This window comes from Sporomusaceae bacterium (assembly GCA_031460455.1).
Taxonomy (GTDB): domain Bacteria; phylum Bacillota; class Negativicutes; order Sporomusales; family UBA7701; genus Anaeroselena.
This window is the reverse complement of record JAVKTQ010000006.1, coordinates 139,717-162,287: the sequence shown is the minus strand read 5'-3', so window position 1 is coordinate 162,287 and position 22,571 is coordinate 139,717. Positions and strand designations below refer to the sequence as shown.

Annotated in this window: 23 protein-coding genes; 9 read left to right on the top strand and 14 right to left on the bottom strand. The window is 61.4% G+C overall.

Going from position 1 to position 22,571, the window contains the following annotated elements; translation table 11 throughout:
- Positions 1 to 29 precede the first annotated feature (29 nt).
- On the top strand, positions 30 to 173 hold the full coding sequence (locus RIN56_11215) for a hypothetical protein (protein ID MDR7867378.1): 144 nt from the start codon (positions 30 to 32) through the stop codon (positions 171 to 173).
- Between the two features lie 43 nt (positions 174 to 216).
- Here the strand turns inward: RIN56_11215 and RIN56_11210 are convergent, their stop codons facing one another.
- A complete protein-coding gene (locus tag RIN56_11210) occupies positions 217 to 2,223 on the bottom strand; it encodes a PAS domain S-box protein (protein ID MDR7867377.1) in 2,007 nt (668 codons plus the stop codon).
- A 217-nt stretch (positions 2,224 to 2,440) separates the two neighbouring features.
- On the opposite strand from RIN56_11210, the gene RIN56_11205 reads away from it, so the two are divergent.
- Positions 2,441 to 2,710: a metal-sensitive transcriptional regulator gene (locus RIN56_11205; GenBank protein ID MDR7867376.1), complete on the top strand. Its 270-nt coding sequence runs from the start codon at positions 2,441 to 2,443 to the stop codon at positions 2,708 to 2,710.
- Between the two features lie 5 nt (positions 2,711 to 2,715).
- On the top strand, positions 2,716 to 5,094 hold the full coding sequence (locus tag RIN56_11200; protein ID MDR7867375.1) for a heavy metal translocating P-type ATPase: 2,379 nt from the start codon (positions 2,716 to 2,718) through the stop codon (positions 5,092 to 5,094).
- 104 nt (positions 5,095 to 5,198) lie between these two features.
- Here RIN56_11200 and wrbA read toward each other — a convergent pair whose 3' ends face one another.
- Positions 5,199 to 5,810: an NAD(P)H:quinone oxidoreductase gene (gene wrbA / locus RIN56_11195; GenBank protein MDR7867374.1), complete on the bottom strand. Its 612-nt coding sequence runs from the start codon at positions 5,808 to 5,810 to the stop codon at positions 5,199 to 5,201.
- A 452-nt stretch (positions 5,811 to 6,262) separates the two neighbouring features.
- Here wrbA and RIN56_11190 point away from each other — a divergent pair, with 452 nt between their 5' ends.
- Positions 6,263 to 6,931: a TerC family protein gene (locus RIN56_11190; GenBank protein ID MDR7867373.1), complete on the top strand. Its 669-nt coding sequence runs from the start codon at positions 6,263 to 6,265 to the stop codon at positions 6,929 to 6,931.
- Between the two features lie 165 nt (positions 6,932 to 7,096).
- Here RIN56_11190 and RIN56_11185 read toward each other — a convergent pair whose 3' ends face one another.
- On the bottom strand, positions 7,097 to 7,963 hold the full coding sequence (locus RIN56_11185) for a hypothetical protein (GenBank protein ID MDR7867372.1): 867 nt from the start codon (positions 7,961 to 7,963) through the stop codon (positions 7,097 to 7,099).
- A 150-nt stretch (positions 7,964 to 8,113) separates the two neighbouring features.
- On the opposite strand from RIN56_11185, the gene cooS reads away from it, so the two are divergent.
- The 3 genes from cooS to RIN56_11170 all read left to right on the top strand — a co-directional run bounded on the left by cooS (position 8,114) and on the right by RIN56_11170 (position 11,576).
- Positions 8,114 to 10,252, top strand: coding sequence for an anaerobic carbon-monoxide dehydrogenase catalytic subunit (cooS, locus tag RIN56_11180; protein ID MDR7867371.1), 2,139 nt, complete (start codon positions 8,114 to 8,116; stop codon positions 10,250 to 10,252).
- Between the two features lie 244 nt (positions 10,253 to 10,496).
- The gene (locus tag RIN56_11175) at positions 10,497 to 10,655 is read left to right on the top strand and encodes a hypothetical protein (GenBank protein ID MDR7867370.1); all 159 of its coding nucleotides are present in this window, start codon (positions 10,497 to 10,499) and stop codon (positions 10,653 to 10,655) included.
- A gap of 72 nt (positions 10,656 to 10,727) precedes the next feature.
- The gene (locus tag RIN56_11170) at positions 10,728 to 11,576 is read left to right on the top strand and encodes an FTR1 family protein (GenBank protein MDR7867369.1); all 849 of its coding nucleotides are present in this window, start codon (positions 10,728 to 10,730) and stop codon (positions 11,574 to 11,576) included.
- A 101-nt stretch (positions 11,577 to 11,677) separates the two neighbouring features.
- On the opposite strand, the gene RIN56_11165 is transcribed toward RIN56_11170, so the two are convergent.
- The 10 genes from RIN56_11165 to RIN56_11120 all read right to left on the bottom strand — a co-directional run bounded on the left by RIN56_11165 (position 11,678) and on the right by RIN56_11120 (position 19,611).
- Positions 11,678 to 12,568: a DUF3473 domain-containing protein gene (locus tag RIN56_11165; GenBank protein ID MDR7867368.1), complete on the bottom strand. Its 891-nt coding sequence runs from the start codon at positions 12,566 to 12,568 to the stop codon at positions 11,678 to 11,680.
- Positions 12,561 to 13,220, bottom strand: coding sequence for a methyltransferase domain-containing protein (locus tag RIN56_11160; protein MDR7867367.1), 660 nt, complete (start codon positions 13,218 to 13,220; stop codon positions 12,561 to 12,563). Before RIN56_11160 ends, RIN56_11165 begins: the two co-directional genes overlap by 8 nt.
- Positions 13,221 to 13,246: 26 nt before the next feature.
- Positions 13,247 to 14,302 (bottom strand): GNAT family N-acetyltransferase, encoded by a 1,056-nt coding sequence (locus RIN56_11155; GenBank protein MDR7867366.1) that lies wholly within the window; start codon positions 14,300 to 14,302, stop codon positions 13,247 to 13,249.
- A gap of 7 nt (positions 14,303 to 14,309) precedes the next feature.
- On the bottom strand, positions 14,310 to 14,663 hold the full coding sequence (locus tag RIN56_11150; protein ID MDR7867365.1) for a hypothetical protein: 354 nt from the start codon (positions 14,661 to 14,663) through the stop codon (positions 14,310 to 14,312).
- Positions 14,656 to 15,036 (bottom strand): DUF2304 domain-containing protein, encoded by a 381-nt coding sequence (locus RIN56_11145; protein MDR7867364.1) that lies wholly within the window; start codon positions 15,034 to 15,036, stop codon positions 14,656 to 14,658. The genes RIN56_11150 and RIN56_11145 overlap by 8 nt, the downstream gene beginning before the upstream one ends.
- Before the next feature lie 5 nt (positions 15,037 to 15,041).
- Positions 15,042 to 15,749, bottom strand: coding sequence for a glycosyltransferase family 2 protein (locus RIN56_11140; protein MDR7867363.1), 708 nt, complete (start codon positions 15,747 to 15,749; stop codon positions 15,042 to 15,044).
- Complete coding sequence (locus RIN56_11135) at positions 15,709 to 16,992, bottom strand: glycosyltransferase family 39 protein (GenBank protein MDR7867362.1); 1,284 nt, start codon at positions 16,990 to 16,992, stop codon at positions 15,709 to 15,711. Before RIN56_11135 ends, RIN56_11140 begins: the two co-directional genes overlap by 41 nt.
- 146 nt (positions 16,993 to 17,138) lie before the next feature.
- Positions 17,139 to 17,747, bottom strand: a complete 609-nt coding sequence (locus RIN56_11130) for a DNA-3-methyladenine glycosylase (GenBank protein ID MDR7867361.1) — start codon at positions 17,745 to 17,747, stop codon at positions 17,139 to 17,141.
- Between the two features lie 146 nt (positions 17,748 to 17,893).
- Complete coding sequence (locus tag RIN56_11125) at positions 17,894 to 18,523, bottom strand: 4Fe-4S binding protein (protein ID MDR7867360.1); 630 nt, start codon at positions 18,521 to 18,523, stop codon at positions 17,894 to 17,896.
- A gap of 149 nt (positions 18,524 to 18,672) precedes the next feature.
- Positions 18,673 to 19,611, bottom strand: a complete 939-nt coding sequence (locus RIN56_11120) for a metal-dependent hydrolase (GenBank protein MDR7867359.1) — start codon at positions 19,609 to 19,611, stop codon at positions 18,673 to 18,675.
- Between the two features lie 95 nt (positions 19,612 to 19,706).
- On the opposite strand from RIN56_11120, the gene RIN56_11115 reads away from it, so the two are divergent.
- Positions 19,707 to 19,841 (top strand): hypothetical protein, encoded by a 135-nt coding sequence (locus RIN56_11115; GenBank protein MDR7867358.1) that lies wholly within the window; start codon positions 19,707 to 19,709, stop codon positions 19,839 to 19,841.
- A 128-nt stretch (positions 19,842 to 19,969) separates the two neighbouring features.
- Positions 19,970 to 21,058, top strand: a complete 1,089-nt coding sequence (locus RIN56_11110) for a sugar diacid recognition domain-containing protein (GenBank protein ID MDR7867357.1) — start codon at positions 19,970 to 19,972, stop codon at positions 21,056 to 21,058.
- Positions 21,059 to 21,244: 186 nt separating this feature from the next.
- Here RIN56_11110 and RIN56_11105 read toward each other — a convergent pair whose 3' ends face one another.
- Entirely contained in the window at positions 21,245 to 22,570 is a 1,326-nt protein-coding gene (locus RIN56_11105; GenBank protein MDR7867356.1) for a (Fe-S)-binding protein, read from the bottom strand.
- Position 22,571: the final 1 nt, after the last annotated feature.

Sequence of the window (22,571 nt, the reverse complement as noted above, 5' to 3'; positions counted from 1 at the left end):
ACATCATAATAATCGTCGGAGGTGGCATCATGGCGGACACCTATACATTTTGGAACGGCAAAAACTTAGCCGGCCGGCAGGAATTCCTCGACGTCGGCAACGAACCCGACTGCGATTCCTGCGCCTTCCGGTGCGTGGAAGGCACCGAAACAGTCAGCGGCGACGATCTGTAACAAAAAAAGAGCACGGATTATTATCCGTGCTCTTTTTGGTTCCCTACTCCCGCAGCATGGGGAAAGCCACCGTGAACGTCGTCCCGCACGCCCCGCTGTCGAACGAAATGGCGGCGTTGTGACGGGCGGCGATACTGTAACACACCGCCAGCCCTAGCCCCACCCCGAAATCCTTGGTGGTGAAGAACGGCGTGCCGATCTTGTCGGCCAGATCGGCCGGGATACCTTTGCCCTGATCCTGCACCGCCAAAGTGATCCGGTCGTCGGCGCAGGACGTCCTGATGGTCAGCACCCCGCCGGGCGGCATGGCATCGAGGCCGTTGCGCACCAGATTGATGATCAGCTGGCGGATCTCCTTCTCGTCCAGGGCAATTTCGGGAATGTCCGCCAGCTCGGTCTTGACCGTCTTGTTATAGAGGATGGCGCCGGCTTCAAGCAGGGGCAGCAGCATCGCGATAATATCGTTGAGGTTGCCCGCCCGAAGGTCCACGGCTTTATTCTTGGCCAGGGAGAGAAACTCGGTAATGATCGCATTGGCCCGGTCGAGCTCCTGGATCATCAAGTTGAAATGGCTGCTGTGGTTGGCGAAGTCCGGCTTGATGCTCAGCATCTGGAGAAAACCGCGGACAGTCGTCAGCGGGTTGCGGATCTCGTGGCCGATCCCGGCCGCCATCGACCCGATCAGGTTGAGGCGGTCGAGGCGGGCGATCTCCTTCTCCACCCGTTTGCGCTCGCTGATATCATGTGAGATGCACACCATGCAGGGCCGGTCGTCGAGCTGGATGAGGTGGGAATTGACCTCCACCGGGATGGTCTGATCTTCGCTCGTTATATACGCGCTCTCGCTTAGCGTGTGCTTCTGGGCGTAAAGCAGCTCGATTTTCTCGCGGACATCGCCGCGATACTCCAGGGGCACGATATCGGCCGGCGTCCGCTGCAGCAGCTCCTCGCGGCTGTAGCCCAGGCGCTCGCAGGCCGTCTCGTTGGCGTCGATAATCAGGCCCGGCTGGCAGTCCGGACTTATCTCGGCAATGAAAATTATGTCGTGGATACTGTTGAACAGCATCCGGTAGCGTTCCTCGCTCTGGCGCAGGGCATTCTCCGCGGCCTTGCTCGCCGCCAGTCCCCGGCGCAGCGTACCGTGCTCGGCGGCATTGGCGAACGCCACCGCCGCCAGGTCGGCGAATCTCGCCAGCAGGGAAATCTCATCCTCGCGGAAATGAAAATCCTCATCCGGCGAATAGAGGCCCAACACGCCCATAACCTGCGAGCCCCGCTTCAGCGGCACCGCCACCGTCGCCGGTTCGGCCTCCCGGCCCTCCTCGGGGTCGACGGCCAGCAGCCGCAGTTTCTGTTCGACCGCCGGCTCGCCCGTCTGCCAAACCCTGCCCACCAGGCCTTCGCCCGGCGTCACCGTCGGGCTCAGCGGTCCGCCGACCTCCGGCACCTTCAGTTCCAGCGCTCCGGCCGCCTCATTGTATAGATAGATAAAACCGTAAGGCGCGTCCACCAGGGCGCCGGCGCGGTGGGCGAGGGCGACGAGCAAATCGCTCTCGTCGAGCTTGTCCAGCACCTCCAGAAAAGAATCCTTAAGCAGCGTCAGGTTGCCGTGCTCGAGAAGCAGGCGCTGCTCCGACAGCTTGCGGCGGGTGATATCGCGGAAGATCGCCATCACGAACTCGTGCTCGCCGATGTTGATCTTCTTAAGAAAGCCCTCGACCCAGAAATCGCGGCCCGACTTATTCTTAGCTTTCCACTCCACCAGCTGGGGGGTTCCCGCCGCCGCCTCCCGGAAACGGCGCTGCGCCTCCTCGGCAGTATATGGGTATTCCCCCGGCGGCATCGTCACAATGCCGAGGTTGCGGACATCGTCGGGCGCGTAGCCGAACATCTCGCGCGCTTTGTCGTTCATGGTGACAATCGCGCCGGTGCCGATGTGATGGAGCAGGATGGCTTCGTTGGCCTGGTTGAAGACCACGAAATCGGAAGGGGTAAAAAAAGGCCTCGGCACCGCCAGCTCGGCTGGGGCGTGTTTTTTAGCTTTCTCCATGCTTACCTCCGGAAATGGAAGGGTAATTCTCCGGTAATTTATATTAGACAGACGACGACAAATACCTCCCAGTTCAATGCCAAATATTGCCTTAATTTGTATTTTTTTTATTCAAGGTGTTATATAAGGCACAAGATATTGCGGTATTGACGCAGGGGCGGGAAAGAGCTATGATAAAGTCATAATACCCTACCAGGGTATGGTATAGGAGGCAGCAATGCGGAGAACACAAAGCGAACAGGACAAGCTCCTGGCCCAGATCAGCCGCATCGAGGGACAGGTAAGGGGTATCGGCAAGATGATCGCCGCCGACCGCTACTGCATCGACGTCCTCATCCAGGTTCAGGCGGCCCGCGCCGCCCTCACCAGGGTCGGCCTGCTCATCCTCGAAGACCACGCCAAAGGGTGCGTCGTCGACGCCGTTCAGCGCGGCGACGACAAGTCGGTCGACGAACTCGTCGACGCCGTGAAAAAATTTGTGAGGTGATCACATTGATCCGCGATACCTACAGCGTCACAGGCATGACCTGCTCCGCCTGCGCCGCCCGCGTCGAAAAAGGCGTGGCGGCGATGCCCGGCGTGGCCGCCGCCAATGTCAACTTCGCCCTCGGCCGCCTCACCGTCGAATACGACCGGGCGGCGGTCACGCCGGACGATATAATAGCCAAAATCCGCGACCTCGGCTACGACGTCGCCTTAAGCCGGCTGGAGTTTTCCGTCGGCGGCATGAGCTGCGCCGCCTGCGCCGCCAGGGTCGAAAAAGCCGTCCGCAAGCTTCCCGGCGTCGTCGCCGCCAACGTCAACTTCGCCCTCGGCAAGCTCACCGTCGAAGCCGGCCCCGACCTATCCGCCGCCACCGTCGCCGCCGCCGTCAGTGACGCCGGCTACCAGGCCGCCGCCGCCGAAGGCCAGGCCGGCCAGGACCGGGAGCGGGCCGCCCGCGAGGCCGAGATCGGCCGCCAGAAGAAGCTGTTTATCATCTCCGCCCTCCTGTCGTTGCCCCTTGCCCTTCATATGGCGCTAGACATCTTCAAAATCCACAGCGCCCTGCTCGCCAACCCCTACTTCCAGCTTGTCCTCGCCACCCCCGTCCAGTTCGGCGCCGGCTGGCAGTTCTACCGCGACTCCGTCAGCGCCCTCCGCCACGGCAGCGCCAACATGTCCGTCCTCGTCGCCCTCGGCACCAGCGCCGCCTTCCTCCTCAGCCTCTACAACACCGTTGCCGGCGTCAAAGCTGTCTACTACGAGACCTCCGCCATCCTCATCACCCTCATCATCCTCGGCCGCCTATTGGAGGCCAACGCCAAGGGCCGCACCTCCGAAGCCATCCGCAAACTGATGGGCCTTGCCGCCAAGACCGCCCGCGTCGTGCGGGACGGGGCGGAGGAGGACATCCCCATCGAAGAAGTGCGGGTCGGCGACACCATCGTCGTCCGCCCCGGCGAAAAAATCCCTGTCGACGGCGTCGTCACCGCCGGCGACTCAGCCGTCGACGAAGCCATGCTCACCGGCGAAAGCCTGCCGGTCGACAAAAAACCCGGCGACAAAGTCTACGGCGCCACCATCAACAAATACGGCGCCTTCCGCTTCGAAGCCCACAAAGTCGGCAAAGACACCGCCCTCGCCCAGATCGTCAAAGTCGTCGAAGAAGCCCAGGGTTCCAAGGCCCCCATCCAGCGCATCGCCGACGTCATCTCCGGCTACTTCGTCCCCGCCGTCATCGCCGTCGCCGTCCTCACCTTCGCCGCCTGGTACCTCTTCCTTGCCCCCGGCGACATCACCCGCGCCCTCCTCAACGCCACCGCCGTCCTCGTCATCGCCTGCCCCTGCGCCCTCGGCCTTGCCACCCCCACCTCGATCATGGTCGGCACCGGCCGCGGCGCCGAGAACGGCATCCTCTTCAAAGGCGGCGAACACCTCGAAAAAACCTACCAGCTCACCGCCGTCATCCTCGACAAAACCGGCACCGTAACCAAAGGCCAGCCCGAGCTCACCGACCTCGTCGCCCTCGCCGGCGACGAAAGCGAGCTCCTCGCCCTCATCGCCTCTGCGGAAAAAGCCTCCGAGCACCCCCTGGCCGCCGCCATCGTCCGCGGCGCCGCCGAGCGGGTCGCCCTGCCGGCGCCAGAGCCGACCGCCTTCGCAGCCGTCCCCGGCGCGGGCGTCACCGCCACCGTCGCCGGCAAAGACCTCGCCGTCGGCACCCGCCGGCTCATGAACGAACAAGGCGTCGATATCGCCGCCAGCCTGAAAAATGTCGAAGACCTCGAAGCCGCCGGCAAAACCGTCATGTTCGCCGCCGTCGACGGCCGGCTCGCCGCCCTCGTCGCCGTCGCCGACACCGTCAAGGAATCCTCGCGTGAAGCCATCGCCGCTCTAACCGCCATGGGCCTCGAAGTGTGGATGATAACCGGCGACAACCGCCGCACCGCCGAAGCCATCGCCCGCCAGGTCGGCATCGGACACGTCATGGCCGAAGTCCTGCCCGCCAACAAGGCCGAACAGGTCGAGCGCCTGCGTTCCCAGGGCAAAATCGTCGCCATGGTCGGCGACGGCATCAACGACGCTCCCGCCCTCGCCGCCGCCGACGTCGGCATCGCCATGGGCACCGGCGCCGACGTCGCCATCGAAGCCGGCGACGTCACCCTCATGCGCGGCGACCTGCGCGGCATCGCCGCCGCCATCGGCCTCAGCCGGGCCACCATGACCAACATCAAACAAAACCTCTTCTGGGCCCTTGCCTACAACATCGTCGGCATCCCCGTCGCCGCCGCCGGCTACCTCTCCCCGGTCCTCGCCGGCGCCGCCATGGCCTTCAGCTCGGTCTCGGTCGTCACCAACGCATTACGCTTACGGCGCGTAAAGCTGTAGCTTAGGAGCCATAGTCTGACGGTCCCTCACACAACACCAGTAACGAACAGACAAATCAAAAAACCGGCCCGCCGGCATAACCGGCGGGCCGCTGCTTTTTTCTCTTACTTTATCAACTTCGCGGCGATCGTCGCCACATGCCTGCCCTGGTAACGCGCGCCGGCCAGCTCGATCTCGCTCGGCTGCCGGCCGCCATCGCCGCCGGCGATCGTCGACGCTCCGTACGGCGAGCAGCCGGCAATCTCCGCGACCGTCGTCTGCCCCTGATAGCTGTACGGCAGGCCCACGATCACCATCCCGTGGTGCAGCAGCGTGATATGGAAACTCAGCAGCGTCGACTCCTGGCCACCGTGCTGCGTGCCGCTGCTCGTGAACACGCTCCCCGCCTTGCCCACCAGCTTGCCCTGCGCCCACAGCCCGCCGGTGGCGTCGAGGAACTGACGCATCTGGCCGCACATATTGCCGAACCTGGTCGGCGAGCCGAAAATGATGGCATCGGCCGCCGCCAGCTCCTCCACCGTGCAGACCGGGACATGGGCCATACCCTTCTGCGCCTCGGTAGCGCCCATTTTCGCCAGCACCTCGGCGCTCAGCGTCTCCGGGACGCGGCGCAGCACAGCCTCCGCTCCCGGCGCCTCCCGCACCCCTTCGGCCACCGCCTCGGCCATCCGGTGGATATGGCCGTACAGAGAATAATAAACGATCAAAACCTTCACATTATCGCCTCCTTAGCAATTATCGGCACTACAGGTATTATTTAATTCGTTCGTCCCGTTTTGAGTCGCTTCCTGCCGAATATTTTCCGGATGGCGGGGAAAAATGCTTGCTGATGCAGACTTGCCCCGCTAAGGCATTATATCCCGTTCATGCCCGTCTTTATGCCGGGAACAATAATAACGGACCAACAGAAAAGAACCGTCGCCGCGCAGTGATGGTTCTTTCGTTTTACAACAAAGGACATTCAAAAAGACTTAGGCCGTTCAGAAGTGCCCAGATGCAAGGCGCGACGAGGCTTGCGCCGCGACGACGGCCCCGGACGGGCCTAGTGCCGGACGCGCCATGGATGGCGCAGGCGTCCGGCCGCGTACTCGGATGTACGCTAGCAAGCAAACGAGTCGCAACGACGCAGATGGGCGCTTATCAACGGCCGTAGAAGGCAGGTGATCATATGGAGTATCTGACCGCCCTCTTCAGCATCATCATGATCAACCTCCTCCTCAGCGGCGACAACGCCCTCGTCATCGCCCTCGCCAGCAGGAAACTGCCTCCCCAGCAGCAGCGCCAGGCCATCCTGTGGGGCGGCGCCGGCGCCGTCGGCATGCGCATCATCCTCACCCTCGTCGCCGTGCTGCTCCTCAAAGTGCCCTACCTCCAGATCGCCGGCGGTTTTCTCCTCCAGTGGGTCGCCATCAAGCTCGTTGCCGACGACCATAATGCCGAAGAGGATGTCGAGGCGGCCGGCAACCTCTGGGACGCCGTCAAAACCATCCTCGTCGCCGACCTCGTCATGAGCCTCGACAACGTCATCGCCATCGCCGGCGTCTCGCGCGGCAACATCAGCCTCCTCGTCATCGGCCTTACCATCAGCATCCCGATCATCATCTGGGGCAGCGCCCTCATCACCATGCTCATGCAGCGCTGGCCGGCCATCGTCGTTGTCGGCGCCGCCTTCCTCGGCTGGACGGCCGGCGACATGCTCCTCGCCGACCCGGCCGCCCAAAACTTCGCCACGGCCTACCCCTTCCTCCACTGGGCCGTCCCCGGCGTCTTCGCCGCCGCAGTCGTAGCGTTCAATTTCCTCAAAGACCGTCCCACGGTGCGCGGCGACCGTCCATAAGCACCCATCTGCTTCGTTGCTCCTCGGAGCGATTGCTTGCGTACATCCGAGTACGCGGCGCGGCTCGCTCCTCCGGTGCGCCTTGCATCTGGGCACTTCTGAACGGTCGCCGGCTTGTCTCCAGTTAGCAAAAACGAAAAGAACGCCGTCTGGCGTTCTTTTTGTTTAAAACTTGAACTCACTTGAGAAATAGAACCCCTTCTGCACACTCGTCGCCTTATCCCAGGAAATATCGGCGCTCGTATTCTCCGTCCCGTGGTAGAGGCTCATGTACTGGTAGCGGTAGCCGGCGGTCACCGCCGCGGCCTGCTTGCTGCCGAGGGCGTAACGGAGACCTATGTACGCGTCGACCATCTGCGCCGCGCCGGTGTGGTCGAAATCCAGGCTGCGGAGATTCCACCAGCCGTGTCCCTGGGCGAGCGAGAGGGGGGAATAGGCCACCGACCCGACCACGCTCACCCGCGGCGATATAGGCGACCGGCCCTTTACCCCGATATGCGGCCCCTGGTATGTGGCGGTATACGTCGAGTCCAGGCCGGCCAGCGTGTGAGGGGGACTCTGAGCGGCATAGTTCTCCACATAGTACACGCCGTCCGTCATGCGAAAAGCGTTCTGCCGATAACCGTAGCCGATGAAATACTCGTGATTCGCGCCCCCCGGTTTCACCCAGTCCACATTGATAAAGGCGCTCTTGCCCGTCGTCTTGAACTCGCCGTAGTACCACAGACTCGAACTTTTCGTATAATCCCAGTCCGAATCGCTGCCGGTCGCCGCTTTGACGCCGTTCGCCAGCCCGCCCTCCACCCGCAGCCTGCTCAGGTGCGGCGCCTTGCTCTCATAGCTGGCGGTCAGATATGTACTGGCGTGGGGGTAGTAAAGCTCCGACGCCCCGTTCGCCGGAAAAGAGATGCGCCACATTTGCGAACCGGTCGCCGGCCACACGCCGAGCGACAAATCGCCCGCCGCCGCCGTGCCTGTCAACGAAACGAAGAACACCAGGGTCAGCAGCCAGGCCTGCAGCGTAATTGCCAAAATTACTCCCCACCTTACATAATTTATTGACATATTCGCCATTTGCCGCCACAACCCTGTCGCCGCCAAGCCGGTAATTTATGTAAAGTGAAGCATAAAAAAAGCCTCCCGTCGCAGACTAAAGCCAGTACAATGCGAGGAGGAATCGATGTGTCCGACCGACAGCAGCTTATCACCAGCACCGACGACGTCAGTAAGGGTGACGTCGAATCGGTGCTCGGGCGGGGCGACGCCAGCGGCAGCAACGACCCCGACGCCCATTTCGACGTCCATGCCAACGCGCGCAAATACTACGACATAACAAAATCGCCGCCGGCGACGGGGGTATTCGCCTGGCAGCGCGAACATATCCGCACCCACGACCAGAGCGAGGCCGGCTATCCCCTCAACATCATCATCGATCCGGCGATGCGCGAAATGTACCAGCACGTCCACGCCCAGGGACTGACAAACGTCTTCGACCGCTGGCAGCAGCAGGAAAAGATCCGCTGCTCCTTCTGCACCGCGGGCCTCAGCTGCCAGCTCTGCGCCCAGGGACCCTGCCGCATCAACCCCAAAGTGCCGCGCGGCGCCTGCGGCGTCGACGCCCACGTCATGGTCGCCCGCAACTTCGTCTACCGCCACGTCACCATCGGCGCCGCCGCCAACATCTTCCACGCCCAGCAGGCGGCCCGCACCCTCAAAGCCGCCGCCGAATCCCCGGAAAGCGGCCTCACTATCCGCGACCCCGACAAGCTCCTCAAATACGCCGAAATGGCCGGCCTCAACAGCAAACAGGACGTCAACAAAGTCGCCCGCACCTTCGCCGACTGGGTACTCACCGACATGGGGCGGCCCTACTACGAAGAAGCCGCCATGGTCCAAGCCTTCGCCCCTGCCAAGCGCAAAGAGCTGTGGCGCAAACTCAAACTCTTCCCCGGCGGCGGCAACAGCGAGGTCGCCTTCGCTCAGACCAAATGCATGACCAACCTCAATGCCGATCCGGTCGACTTCCTCCTCACCTCCGTGCGGCTCGGCATCATCAACGAATACCAGGGACTCTTCGCCCTCGACATCCTCCAGGAAATCCTCATGGGCACCCAGAAAATCCACACCACCCGCCAGAACATGGGCCTCCTCGACCCGGCCAAAATCAACATCATCGCCAACGGCCACATGCCCCTCGTCGCCCACACCGTCATCGAGCTCGCCTCGCGGTCCGAGTGGCAGGACAAGGCCCGCGCCGCCGGCGCATCCGGCATCCAGGTCCTCGGACATGTCTGCGAAGGCCAGCAGCTCATGAACTATTCCGGCACCCAGGACATGTCCGCCTACGGCGGCCAGGAAGGCGAATGGCTGTCCGAGGAATACCTCCTCGCCACCGGCTGCGTCGACGTCTTCATGTTCGACTACAACTGCACCGTGCCCACTCTGCCGCTTTACGCCAAGCGGTTCGGCGCCACCATGGTCAGCACCCACGAAGTCATCAAACTGCCCGGCACCGAAACCGTTGAATTCATCCCCGAGCGGATGGCCGAGCAGGCCGGCAAGATCCTCGACATGTCCATCGAGGCCTATAGCCGCCGCAAGGCCGAAAACCGCGAAATCTACGTCCCGCAATACACCACCGAATGCACCGTCGGCTTCAGCACCGAGCCCATCAAAGCCGCCCTCGGCGGCACCTGGCAGCCCCTGCTCGACGCCATCGTCAACGGCAGCATCCGCGGCATCGCCACCGTCGTCGGCTGCACCACCGCCCGCTACGGCCAGGGCGGCAGCAACATCTTCCGCATCGCCAAAGGGCTCATCGCCAAAGACATCCTCGTCCTCGCCGGCGGCTGCACCTCGGCGGTCATGGAATACACCGGCCTCACCCGGCCCCAGGCGGCCGAGGAATGCGGCCCCGGCCTCAAAGCCGTCTGCCAGGCCCTCGCCATCCCGCCCGTCCTCTCCTACGGCGCCTGCGTCGACATCGGCAAAATGACCCACACCGCCATGGAACTCGCCGACGCCCTAGGCGTCGACACAAACAAACTGCCGCTCGTCATCGGCGCCCCCGAATACCTAGAGCAGAAAGCCGTCGCCGACGCCTGCACCGCCATCGCCTTCGGCTGGCTTGTCCACGTCGCTCCCGTGCCCTCCGTCACCGGCAGCGACCTTGTCGTCAAAACCCTCACCGAAACCACCGAAACCCTCGGCCTCGGCAAACTCATGGTCGAACTGTCGGCCGACAAAACCGTCGACATCTACGTCAACCATATCGAACAAAAGCGTAAGGAGCTCGGCCTCTCCGCCGGGCCGGTGCACTAACGGTTGCCGATAAAGGCCCATCTGCGGCGTACCCGCAAGGGGCAGGCCGTCGTTCTAGGTGCTAAAGCACCAAGAACTCCGCACTTGCTCCTCAGTTGCCATCCTCAGCGTACGTTCCGTGTACGCGCGATGCCGTTGAACCCATCCCGTGCAAACAACGCTACAAACGTTGTCGCGGAGGAAACGGTGGTGTCAGCCTCCGGTGCGCCTTGCATCTGGACCTTTCTAGGCAACCTGAGATTAAATGATTGAAGCCCGCGTATTCGACGAAGAGGCTAAGTTAAAGAGGGTAATTTCGAAAACCGGCGATTATGTCGCCGGTTTTGGCTTTGTAATCGGCGTATATCGGAACGGCTGCCTCAATGCGAGTCTTTATGGCGCAGCGGATTTTCAGAAACTGTAAGGAGTCTTGACAGAATATACAATCCAGTTATATAATGATATTGAAAATCATTCTCAAATAGGAGGAAAAGAAATGTCACAATTGTTTCCCGGGCTTATAATGGGTTTCAGAGAGGGGCTGGAAGCGTTCCTCGTTGTCGCGATAATTTTTCGTTGCCTCGATAAGCTGGGTCAGCAGTCGCTGCGAAAGTATGTCTTTTACGGAGTGTTCGGCGGAGTCGCTGTATCCTTGCTCTTTGGGGCCATCCTGAACGCGCTCGAAGGTTTGGTCGGTACAGCCGGAATCATGGCAAAGATTTGGGAGAGTGGAGCAAGCTTAGTCGCCCTCGGGCTCGTGACGACTTTCATCCTTTGGATGATAAAGAACGGGCGTGACATGGCGGAGCATATAAGGACGTCGGTTGATGAGAACCTCTCCCCACTGGGAATACTGGTAATCGCTCTGGTTATGGTAGCTCGCGAAGGTGTGGAGATAAGCATATTTGCTTTTGCCGGCCAATATCCTGTGATTCCGGTCCTGGGTGGAATTGCTGCGGCCCTTGTGCTTACGGTACTTATATCTCTGGCCCTTGTGAAGGTTAATCTGAAGGTACTCTTCGGTTTGACGCTGGTATATCTGATCATCCAAGCCGGCTATCTGTTAGGATATGGGATTCACGAGGGGCTCTCCGCGATGAAAGATTCTGGCTATATTGCCAAAGATAGCATCTTGCTTACAAGGGTATTCGATCTGTCGAAGACAATACTCGATCATAAAGCCGGCGCTGTTGGGTTGCCGCTCAATGTGCTGTTGGGATGGTACTCAAGGCCGGAATGGGTACAACTAATAGCTCAATACGGCTATACCGTGTCGATGCTGCTCTTATTTATCAGGCATTGGTCGTTGCGCAAAACCCCATGCCTACAGGGGATGCAGGCTTGACCGGGACCGGTTGACAATACATCCGCGGCTCATCGGAAGAATATGCCATTTAATATACCGAACAGGCTGCCATATGGCAGCCTGTTTTAACGTTCCACTCTTTATATGGATTTCTTAGTGCCCGGCAGGCGGGCTTCTTTTATCGACGGGTCTATCGTTTTCAGGTGGTCAATCACCGACGTAAACCTGAACCTGTCCAGCAGCACCGCAAGTTTGCCCTGTGTGCCGCCGATGCCGTGGTAGTGGATGAAGGCCTCCTTGGCGGGCAGGGCGAGGCGGCGTTCGCCGGGGTCGAGCTCGCGGGGGTGGAGGTATACGATCGCCGGCTGGCCGCGGCGGTTGGCGCGGCGGATGGCGTATTCGACGAAAAATCCGGGGAAGAGGCGGAAGTAGAAGCCGCCCGAGTAGCCGATATTGCGCCCGGCCAAACGGACGACCGAGGTTGGGACCTCCCAGAGCTTTAGGCTCCGCCCGGCGACGACCGGGTGGTGGATATGGGTCGGGGCGTCGGGGATGCCGTACAGGAAGGTACGGACCGGGAAGATGCTGGCGTCGTAAATCAGGCCGAGTTCCTCCAGGGCGGCGAGGTAGTGGTGGTTCGCAGCGACGATCGACCACGACGGGGCACGGTAGCCGCGGATGGCCGCGCCTGTCACGTCTTCGAGGATAGCGACCGACTTCCTGACATCGGCGGCGAACTCGGCCACCGTCTGGCGGTAAGCCAGGGCGTGGCCGTAGCCGTGCGAAGCGATCTCGTGGCCGGCGGCGGCGATGGCGCGGACGACCGCCGGGTGGTCCTCGGCGACAGCGCCCAGCACGAAAAAGGTGGCTTTTGCGCCGGCTTCGGCGCACATCGCCAGCAGGGCGTCCACCTGGGCGGGGAAGTTCGAGCCTCGGCCGCGCAGGGCGGCGGGGTCGATATCGTCATAATTGGCGTGGTACCATTCTTCGGTGTCGAAGGTCAGCAGGTTGGCGAACGGCCGCTCAGCCACGCTTTTTCCGTCCTTTCAGCGCGAACGAGGTGCAGAGGAAATCGCCCAACTCCCCGGCCCCGCCGGTGGTGACAAAGGTGAAAGGGTGGTAGAGCTTGAGAAACTCCGGGTCCTCCAGGCCGCAGGCCGCAAAGTCGGCGGCCAGGGCATCCATGGCGTACATCTTATCAAATTTGTGGCTCTTTTCGAACAGCGCCAGCAGCTTGCGCTGGAGCGAGCCGCGGTGGAGCGTCTGGACGAGCAGCGCGCCGCCGGGCTTGGTGACGCGGGCCAGCTCGCGCAGCACAGGCAGATGGTCGTCGATAAGCTGGATGACGCCGATGCATAGTACCAGGTCGAACAAGCCGTCGGTGAACGGCAGGGCGGCGAGGTCGCCGACCTGGGTCTTGAGGCCGCGGGCGGCGGCGTGTTCGAGGCTCTTGGCCGAGAAATCGACGCCATGCACGGTGTTGGCGGCGACGAGCGGCTCGCTGAAAGCGCCGACGCCGCAGCCGGCGTCGAGAATGCAAGCGCCTTTCAGGTCGCCGAGCCAGCGGAGAATATTGTCCCGCTGCATGAAAAAGCTGGCCTCGTCGTAATAATCGGACGCCTTGACAGAGGCGCCGTGGGTGGCGGCTTTTTCGTCGAAATAATTCTGCCATTTGTTGGTCATATCGTCCTCCGGGTGGGCGGATTTGCTCAGGGCAGCAGGTAGCCTATCAGGCGTGGGCCGGCAACATCGGTCACGAAAGCCGGAGCGGCCCGCCACAGCTCGACGAGCGGGCCGAGGCGGCCGCGGTCGGGCGGGCCGGCCGGAACGCCCGAAGGGCTGTACGTGAGGTAGGCGAGGCGCACGGAGCGGGCGCCCCATTGCTCCTTGTAGCGGTAGGTGCCGGACCCCGCCGGCGAGCGGCCGAGGTCGAGGTGGCCGAAGCCACTCGCGATGGCGAATTTCACCGCTTCCCAGTACATGAAATTGCCCAGGTAGCGGCTGTTGTATTCCACGAGGGTGGCGCCGTAAGGATAGTAGAGGGTATTGTCGCCGGGGCTGGCGAGCAGCAGCATGCCGCCGACCACCGCGCCGCCGGCGCGGTCGAGGACGGTGAGCAGGGTGGCGTGGCCGGGAAGGAGGCGGAAGAAAGATTCAAAAAAACGGATAGCGGGAGCGGGAGAACCCAGCTCTTTCATCCGTTTGCAGTAGACGCGGTAAAAGCCTTCCAGGTTGCCGGGATCGAACGAGACAGCAAAGAGGTCGTGCTTGACCGCCTTGCGGATGTGGTTGCGGTTGCCGGAGGTCGAGAGGGCGAGCACCTGCGCCTCGCCGCCGGCCAAGGGCAGGCGGAATGTATAGTTCGCGCGGTTCGCCGTCCAGCCGGGAGCAGCCGGCGCGGGGCGGCCGTCTTCTTCCGTCAGGCGGACCTCCAGATAAGCGAGGCGGTGGGCGGCGGCGATATCCGGGAGAGCGGCGAAGGCGGCGTTTCGGGCGTCCTCCGAAGTCGCGCACAGGTCGGCGTGGTTGGCGAAGGGCAGGGAAACGCCCGCCCGCCGGAGGCGGAGATTGCGGCCGATCACGAGGGGGATGAGGGCGGCAATGTTGCCGTCGGCGTCCAGGATGGCGTGGTCGGCCGGGGTATAGCCGAAGGAGTCGGCGAGGATGCGCCGGAAAGCGGTGGTGTGATATATCGTGCCGCGGGCGAGAGCGAGCTCGTCCCAGCCGCTCTTAAGAGCCTCGGTATAGGGGACGCACGTCAACATCTTGCCGTTATCCTTTCAGCCAGCAGAATACGCCGATCATTATCAGAAAGCTGCCGGCCCATTTGAGGACGCTGATGTGCTCGTGGAAAACGAGGATGGCCACGGCGAGCAGCATTATATACTGGATGCTGGCGACGAACGTGGCGTAGCCCAGGTCGAAATTGGCGAGGCAGTACACCCACAGCAGCGCGGCCAGGGCGTAGGAGGCGAAACCGGCGACGATAAGGGGCGAAGTGACATAGCCCTTGAAAATCGCGCTAAGGCCGCCGTCGAAATCGACCGCGGCGCTGCCCAGCTTGAGGAGGGTGCTGGCCGCGACCGTCATAGCGACGCTGGCCAGGAGCACGAAATATTTAATCATGGCCGGACCTGTTCACTTTCTGTTCGAGTTCCTCGAAGCGCAGTTTGGTCAGGCCCAGTTCCTGGGTCAGGGCCTTGTTGTGCATTTTAAGGTGGGATATGCTGACACTCATATTGAGGAGCAGGAGGTAGGCGCAGGCGATCAGCAGGCCGAAAAAAGCCGAGGGGGCGTAATAGACGCCGATGAGGTCGCCGAACCAGTCCATCAGCCCTTCGAAGATCGACATCACGAGGATGAAGAGGCCGATGAGAAACCAGGCGAGGGAGTATTTCTCCTTGAGATGGCGCTCGCGGACAAGCACGAAGACGGCGGCGAGGATGATGAAGCTGAAAATGGCGCCCAGGAAGTGGATCTTGTCGATATGCACGACCATAACGCTCACCACCTCGTCCGCGAACAGGATAAGATGATCGAGAGGGTGACCTTGGCCATGTAGTAGGGGCTCCTGAGGGCGGTGATGGAGGAATGGCCGCTTTCGCGGGCCCGCATGGCGACGCCGACCTCGGTGATGGCCAGGCCGTGCTTGTAGAGGAGGACGATGGCGTCGGGCTCGGGATAATCGCTGGGGTAAAAGCGGGCGAGAACCTCGATGCTTCTCCTGTTGTAGAGGCGGAAGCCCGAGGTGCCGTCCGTGATGGTGAGCCCCAGGAGCAGGCGGAAAAGGTGGCGGAAAATATTTATGCCGATCCGCCGCTGCCACGACGTGCGGAAGGAGCGGACATCCAAAAAGCGCGAGCCGATGACCATATCGCTGCCGGTGGCGGCCATGGCGGCTGCCAGCTTGCTCACTTCGCGCGGCAGGTGCTGGCCGTCGCCGTCGATCTGCACCATATAATCGTAGCCGCGGTCGCGGGCGTACTTGAAGCCGGTCTGGACGGCGCCGCCGATGCCGAGATTGCAGGGCAGATCGACGACCTGCACGCCGGCGGCCTGCCGCGCCCTCTTGGCGGTCGCGTCGACCGAGCAGTCGTTGACGACGAGGATATCGGCGTCAGGCAGGTGGGTGCGGATATCGCCGATGACCCCGAGGATATTATCCTGTTCGTTAAACGCCGGGATGACAATCAGCGTTTTGCCGTTTTCCATACGTTATCAACCTCGTGTTTTTTGCCAGAAGAATGAGCCGTTCGGCGCCGTAGGCGGCGACGATGGCGATGAAGGGGATGGCCGGCAGACGGTAGCGGTACATCCAGTCCATGAACAGCAGCGTACAGAAGATAAACACAGCCAGCGTGATAAGCCACAGGGGCGCGGCCTTCGCAAACCGGCGGTCGGCGACGGCAGCTACCGTACCCACGGCGAAGAGGGCCGCCGGCAAGATATTGACAACGAACATATAAGCGCCGCTGAGGGAACCGAAATCGGTTTTCCACACCCAGTGGCCGAGGAAGGCGACCGCTCGCTTGAGGTAAAGGGTGGAGACATAGTCCCAGTTGTTGACGATGAAACTAAGCACCGGGCTGTTGGCCACAGTCACGGTCAGATCGGGGAGAAACTTGAGGTCGCGGGGATGGGCGTAGTCGTAGATAAAGCCTCTGGCGTATACGGTATAGAGGACTTTAAGGACATTATACCGGAAGGAAGCAAAAAAGGGGTCGAGGGCGCCGCTCCAGTAGAGGTACGCGCCGCCGGCGACGAGGACCGCGGCCGCGCCGCCCAGGGGCAGCCGGTACCGGGCCAGGAAGGCGGCCGCCGCCGGGCGGGGCAGCCGGAAAATGATGTACGGGATAAGGACGGCGACGATCGGGATGCCGGTGGGCCGGAAGATGAACAGATAGCCGGCGGCGGCAAGGAAGAGGAGTCGGTGGCTGCGCCGGCCGGTCTCCAGCGCCAGCAGCATGCTGTAAACGGTCAGCAGCAACAGGCTGAGGAAAAAGCTGTCGGACAGCAGGTACGAGGCCCACATCGTGACGTCCCAGGCGCCGATATAAAAAATGGAAGCGATGATGGCGGTAGTCTTGGTGAACAGCAGCCGGGCGATCTTATAGACAAGGACGACGCCCAGACCGGCGACCACCCCCTGGATGACAATGATGGTGGCCGGGTCGCGGAATACGGCGAGCAGGAAGCTTAAGAGGATGTTGTAGCCGAAGTAGAGCGTGTCGTCGATATCGAGGCCGTTCTGCAGATTAGCGAGCAGGTTATTGGCGTAATTCAGGTACCAGGTGGTGTCGTCGCATTTGGGGATGCCGCGGCCGGAGGAGAGCAGCCAGAAAATATAGTCGAGGATTCTGGCGGTCGCCGCGACTACGAGGGGAACGAGCCACACGACGTCACGGTCTTTGTACTTGTCATACAGGCCCCTCATCAGGCCCTTGGGGTGGTCCAAAATATTTCAACTCCCGGTCAAAACGTGGGGGAGCTTGCCTTAAAGGCGCAACTCTCCTTATATTTTGCACCCGATGGCGCTTTAAGGCAACTTTTTTTTATCTTTAGAGCAATAATACACCCTTGCGCAGCACCATAACAGCCGGATCATGGCTTCATCACGGACAGCTCCCAAAGATAGAGCGAAGCGACCGACCCGTACGGGGAATACCGCCGGCGATAATAATCGAACTTCTTCTTCGGCAGCGCTTTCAAACCATACAGGTTCATCATACCCCTGCGGATTGCCAGATCGCCGTAGCTCACCACATCCGGCCGTCCGAGGGAAAACAGCAGCAGCATCTCCGCCGTCCAGACGCCGATTCCGTCGAGAGCGACCAGTTTTTTTATTACCGCGTCGTCGGGCAGAGACGCAAGTTCGTCCAGATCGAGCTCGCCCGACAGAACCTTCGCGGCCATGCTCTTGATATAACAAGCCTTTTTCGTCGTCATCCCGCATCTCTGGATCTGTTCCTCATCGCACACGGCAATCTGCTCGGCGGTGATGTCGCCGAGCAGATTGCCCAGGCGTTCCAGCACGGTATCGGCCGCCTTGCTGGAAATCTGCTGGCTGATGATGCTGTCCACCATCGCCGTAAAAACATCCGGCTTGGTTGCGCGCTCGATAAAACCGATGCGCTCGATCGCCGCCCCCAGCTTCTTGTCTTTCTTACGCAGATAATCGATTTCTTTTTGACCATACGCAAAGAAAGGCATCGCATTTACCTCGCAGCTTTATTGGCTTCATAAACGGTCTGCATCCAGTATAACAAACAATAAAGCATTAGTACAAAGGGAACTAGCGGAAAGAAGCCCGCGTGCAATTCACGCGGGCTTCTTCATCGCCGGTGCCGTTTCCCTGCCTAGCCCTCGAACCTCAGCGCCTTCTTCGGGCACACCGCCGTGCAGCGGTCGCACTTCAGGCAGTCGCCGTCCGTGAACGCCCCCGTCTCCTTGCCACTCTGCGGCTGAAGCTGCAGCGGACAAGCCTTCGTGCATAATCCGCAGCTTACGCAGCTCGGCGCCACCTTCAGCGGCATCGCCCCGCGGCTAAGCCACGACGCCAGCGTCCCCATCGGGCAGAACGCGCACCACGTCCGCTGGTGATAAATTACACCGAGAATAACGCCCACCACCGTCGTCACGAAGATCAGGTTGATGAACACCATCCCCATCGCCGCCAAATCGCCCCAGGCGAAATAAGTCTGCACGGAAAACACCGTCATGATGAACGCCAGCATGAAAATCCGCAGACCCTTGCTGCGGAAGAAGGGAGGGATGGGCCGCTTAGGCGAGAAGCGGGCCAGCACGTTGTCGTAAAAACTGCCGCGCGGGCACCAATTGCCGCACCAGAAGCGGCCCCTGAAGGGGGCGATAACCACCGGCGCCAGCATGCAAACCAGCGCGATCACGCCGATCGCCGGATAAACGAAACCGATCGCCAGAAAGGCGAGCAAAATCCAGAAAAGATACGGCTGCAGTTTGTTGCGCATTCTATCCCAACCTCCTTACCCTACCCCCTGGGGGAGGGGGTCTAAGAACATTATAACACACCCGGCCGGTTTTGCAAGCGCAAAAAGACCGGGTGTGAAAGGCTGTCAACGCGTACCACAGGCCGTTCAGACCCCCGGATGCTAGGCCGCTACTCCGTTACCTTCACCGTTTGGCCCAGCGAATGGATATACGCGTCCCGCAGCGTCATATCCGGCGTAAAGGTGATGGTGGCGCTGTGCACGAATTCGCCGCCCCGGTGGTAACGCAGATCGTAGATATTCACCTTGCCCTCGTCCTCGGCCGATTCTTCAAAGTAAATAAAAGGCGTGAAGGTCGTGAAAAACTCGCCCAGCGACGTCTTGCTCGCCTGCTCGGCCAGCGGCGACAGCTCCTGACGCGGCAGATCGGCCTTGATGCTCAGCAGCGGGAAAAGCGCTCCCAGGCGGCCGTTAATGTGGCGGCGGTCGGTCTCCACCACGAAGTCCCAGTAAAACAGCCGGCTGAGGCACGGCATCACCCAGATGCGGGTCGGCAGCTCGCCGGCGAACCTGTTCGCCAGCCAGGCGTAAGCCCGTTTGCGCAGACAGTACCTGGCGAAAATATACAAGCCCAGCGTCGCGAAACTCAGGTACGACACCTGCTCGACCGGCAGACGGGTTGCGTACACCGCCAGCAGCAGCACCGTCAGAATGGGGTCGAACACATTCAGCAGGGGATAACTTTTCCGCTCCCGGCGAAAAGGCCATAATATTGCCGTCCCGTGGGAGTTAAAATAATCTAAGACAGTATGCGACAGGCCGCCGGCGAAAGCCCACAGCAAAATCTGCCCGATATCGGCCTGCGGCATGAACAGCTTCAACGCGACGGCGATCGCCGCCGCCCACAGGGCGACACCCGGGATCGAATGGGAAAACGCCCGGTGCTGTCTCAAGTAGGAAATATTGCCCCTTACCTGGGTCACGATATCGAAATCGGGAGCCTGGGCGCCGAGTACGGCGGCGATATATATCGGGTCGCCGAGCGCTGGCTGGTGTCCGGACAGTCCGGCTACCGCCACGCCGACGAGCGCGTGCGATAATGAGTCCATTTGCGGCACCTCCTCCTCTTTGTATCACAGCTAAAAAGTATAACACGGCTTTCCCCTCAGGTCTATGGCATAATACTGGAAAGGAGGCGAGGGAGATGGCGACGGAAAAGCAGCGCGACGATCGGCGGGACAAGGAAGAAGCCAGGCACGTCGGCGGCGTCAGCGACAGTCTCGGCGGCGTCGATCCCGAAATCGACGAAACCCTCATGCGCCTGTCGGGCGGCCCCTGACCGCCGTCCGGTTGACGCTGGCGGACGGTTGTAATATGATAAGAACTAAGTAGAAGACCTTATATTATAGTAAGGTCTTCGTCCTTTATCCGGGAACAAGGCTTTGACAGGAGGGGAGAACAAAACCCGTGAAAGAACTCTACCGCAGCCTCGACCCCCACTTCTCCCAGACGCTCGTCGACATCGTCGCCGCCGAGCTCAACAAAAACGTCAACATCTGCGACCACAAAGGCGTAATCATCGCCTCCTTCAGCAAAGAGCGGATCTCCCAGGTCCACGAATGCGCGGCCAACATGCTCGCCTCCGGCAGCGTATACGAATTCTCCGTCACCGACGAGGACTGCTCCCGCTTCAAAGGCGTCCGCAAAGGCTTCAACGTCCCCATCATCTTCGACGGCCGCTGCGCCGGCGTCATCGGCGTCACCGGCGAGCCCGAGGCCGCCGCCCCATATGCCCGGCTGGCCGCCCGGTTTGTCCAGGCCGCTCTCGAATCCAGCGCCCGGCAGGAAAAACTCGTCCGTGCCCTCCAGGAAAAAGAAGAACTGCAGACCATCTTCCTCAACAAAATAATCGCCGTCCAGGAAGAAGAACGCCGCAAAATATCCCGCGAGCTCCACGACGAAACCAGCCAGGCCCTAACCTCCATCATCGTCGGCCTGCGCGTCCTCTCCGAGCAGATGGGCGGGGAGGAGGAGCGCTCCAGGGTCCTCGCCATGCGCGACCTCGCCGCCAAAACCCTCGAAGACGTCCACCGCCTCGCGGTCGAACTCCGTCCCGTCCTCCTCGACGACCTCGGCCTCGTCGCCGCGGCCCACAAATACATCGAAAGCTATTCCCATCAGTACGGCCTGCCCGTCGACATCGACTTCGCCGGCCTCTCGCGCGAACGCTTCCGGCCCGAAGTCGAAATCGCCCTCTACCGCATCCTCCAGGAAGCGCTCACCAACATCGTCAAACACGCCCTCGCCAGCCAGGTGCGGGTCTCGCTCAAAAAAGTGCGCAGCCGGCTCCGCCTCAGCGTTACCGACAACGGCATCGGCTTCGAAATCGCCGCCCTGCAGACCGCCGCTGCCGGCACCTGCCTCGGCATCCACGGTATGCGCGAGCGCGTCGCCATCCTCGACGGCGCCTTCTCCGTCCAGTCAGCCCCCGGCGCGGGGACGACGATCACCGCCGAAGTTCCCCTCAAAGCCAAGCATAACCACGGCCGCCCATAAGCCCCCATCTGCGGCGTTGCTCCTCAGAGCGCTTGCTAGCGTACGTGCGAGTACGCGTCGCGGCGCGCTCTTCCGGTGCGCCTTGCATCTGGGGACTTCTGAGCGGCCTAAGCCTTAAACGATGCTGCGCGAATTGCAAACAACAAGCCCCCGGACCTAAGTCCGGGGGCTTGCGGCATCTTATTCTTAATGGAAGTGGAACTCGTCCTTCGGCTTTTTCGGCTCATCCTTTTTGCCGGCCTTATAAGCCTTGTCGAGCAGTTGCACCGTGTGGAAAACCTGCTCATTGCGGCCGCTCTGCACCAGGCCGTCGGTGATATGCATCCGGCACATCCCGCAGCCGGTGGCCACCGTATCGGCGCCTGTCGACGCGATATCGGCCACCTTGCGGTCGTTGATCGTCCGGGCCACATCATAGTGCGCCAGGCTGAACGACCCCCCCGCGCCGCAGCAGCGGGCCGGTTCCTTCATCTCCACGAACTTCACGCCCGGGATGGCCTTCAACACCTCGCGCGGCTGGGCCGTCACCGCGATGCCGCGCGCCATGTGGCACGGGTCGTGCATCGTCACCGTCGCGTTCACCTCGCCGAGATTGTCGCGGCGGAACTTCACCACATCCACCAGGAACTGGCTGATCTCGTACGTCTTGGCGGCCAGCTTCTCCGCCCGCGCCTTCATATCCGGGTCGTCGGCGAACATATCGGGATAATCCTTCTTCCACGCCATCGTGCACGAACCGCAGGCCGCCACGATATAATCGGGGTTGTAGCGCTCGAACGTCTCGATATTGTGCTTCGCGAACACCTTCGCCAGCTCGATGTCGCCCGAGATATGCACCGGCACCGCGCAGCAGTGCTGCATAGGCGGCAGCGTAACCTCCACGTCGTTCTCCTTCAGAACGTTCATCACCGCCTGGCCGACGTCGGTATAAATATAATTGATCGTGCAGCCGGTGAAGAAAGCCACCCTGAATTTCGGGTTATCGACCTTCACCACCTCCGGGTACTGGCTGCGGAGCGGGGTGGAGGCGAACGGCGCCATAACCCGCTTGCGGTCCAGGCCGGGCATCGGGAACCGGGCCACCGTCGCCATGCGGCCGGGCAGCTTCTTAAACGCCAGCGACCCGAACATACCGGCCATCCGCAGGCCCAGATCGAACAGCGGGCGGGCCTTCAGCAGCGCGAACGCCGCCTTCTTGATCGGGTGCAGACCGCGCGCCTTCACGACCGCCTCCCGGCCCTTGATGATCAGCTCGTCGGCCTTCACGCCGCACGGGCACTTTGCCGTACAAGCCTTGCAGCTCACGCACATCGCCATCCGCTGGTCGAAGCCGGCGGTGATATCGCTCTGGCCGTTAATCACCGACTCCATCAGGGCGATCTTGCCGCGGGCCACCGTCGACTCCGTCTTGAACTCCTTATAAATCGGACAGACCTCCATGCAATTGCCGCACTTCATGCAATTGGCGATCGCATCTTCCACTTCGGTCAGCAATTTTTTATCGTCGCTCATC

Excerpts from the sequence above, each read along its gene's own strand:
- RIN56_11215 (MDR7867378.1), top strand. The coding sequence starts at position 30 with ATGGCGGACACCTATACATTTTGGAACGGCAAAAACTTAGCCGGCCGG.
- RIN56_11210 (MDR7867377.1), bottom strand. The coding sequence starts at position 2,223 with ATGGAGAAAGCTAAAAAACACGCCCCAGCCGAGCTGGCGGTGCCGAGG.
- RIN56_11205 (MDR7867376.1), top strand. The coding sequence starts at position 2,441 with ATGCGGAGAACACAAAGCGAACAGGACAAGCTCCTGGCCCAGATCAGC.
- RIN56_11190 (MDR7867373.1), top strand. The coding sequence starts at position 6,263 with ATGGAGTATCTGACCGCCCTCTTCAGCATCATCATGATCAACCTCCTC.
- RIN56_11175 (MDR7867370.1), top strand. The coding sequence starts at position 10,497 with ATGATTGAAGCCCGCGTATTCGACGAAGAGGCTAAGTTAAAGAGGGTA.
- RIN56_11170 (MDR7867369.1), top strand. The coding sequence starts at position 10,728 with ATGTCACAATTGTTTCCCGGGCTTATAATGGGTTTCAGAGAGGGGCTG.
- RIN56_11160 (MDR7867367.1), bottom strand. The coding sequence starts at position 13,220 with ATGACCAACAAATGGCAGAATTATTTCGACGAAAAAGCCGCCACCCAC.
- RIN56_11155 (MDR7867366.1), bottom strand. The coding sequence starts at position 14,302 with ATGTTGACGTGCGTCCCCTATACCGAGGCTCTTAAGAGCGGCTGGGAC.
- RIN56_11150 (MDR7867365.1), bottom strand. The coding sequence starts at position 14,663 with ATGATTAAATATTTCGTGCTCCTGGCCAGCGTCGCTATGACGGTCGCG.
- RIN56_11145 (MDR7867364.1), bottom strand. The coding sequence starts at position 15,036 with ATGGTCGTGCATATCGACAAGATCCACTTCCTGGGCGCCATTTTCAGC.
- RIN56_11140 (MDR7867363.1), bottom strand. The coding sequence starts at position 15,749 with ATGGAAAACGGCAAAACGCTGATTGTCATCCCGGCGTTTAACGAACAG.
- RIN56_11130 (MDR7867361.1), bottom strand. The coding sequence starts at position 17,747 with ATGCCTTTCTTTGCGTATGGTCAAAAAGAAATCGATTATCTGCGTAAG.
- RIN56_11125 (MDR7867360.1), bottom strand. The coding sequence starts at position 18,523 with ATGCGCAACAAACTGCAGCCGTATCTTTTCTGGATTTTGCTCGCCTTT.
- RIN56_11120 (MDR7867359.1), bottom strand. The coding sequence starts at position 19,611 with ATGGACTCATTATCGCACGCGCTCGTCGGCGTGGCGGTAGCCGGACTG.
- RIN56_11115 (MDR7867358.1), top strand. The coding sequence starts at position 19,707 with ATGGCGACGGAAAAGCAGCGCGACGATCGGCGGGACAAGGAAGAAGCC.
- RIN56_11105 (MDR7867356.1), bottom strand. The coding sequence starts at position 22,570 with ATGAGCGACGATAAAAAATTGCTGACCGAAGTGGAAGATGCGATCGCC.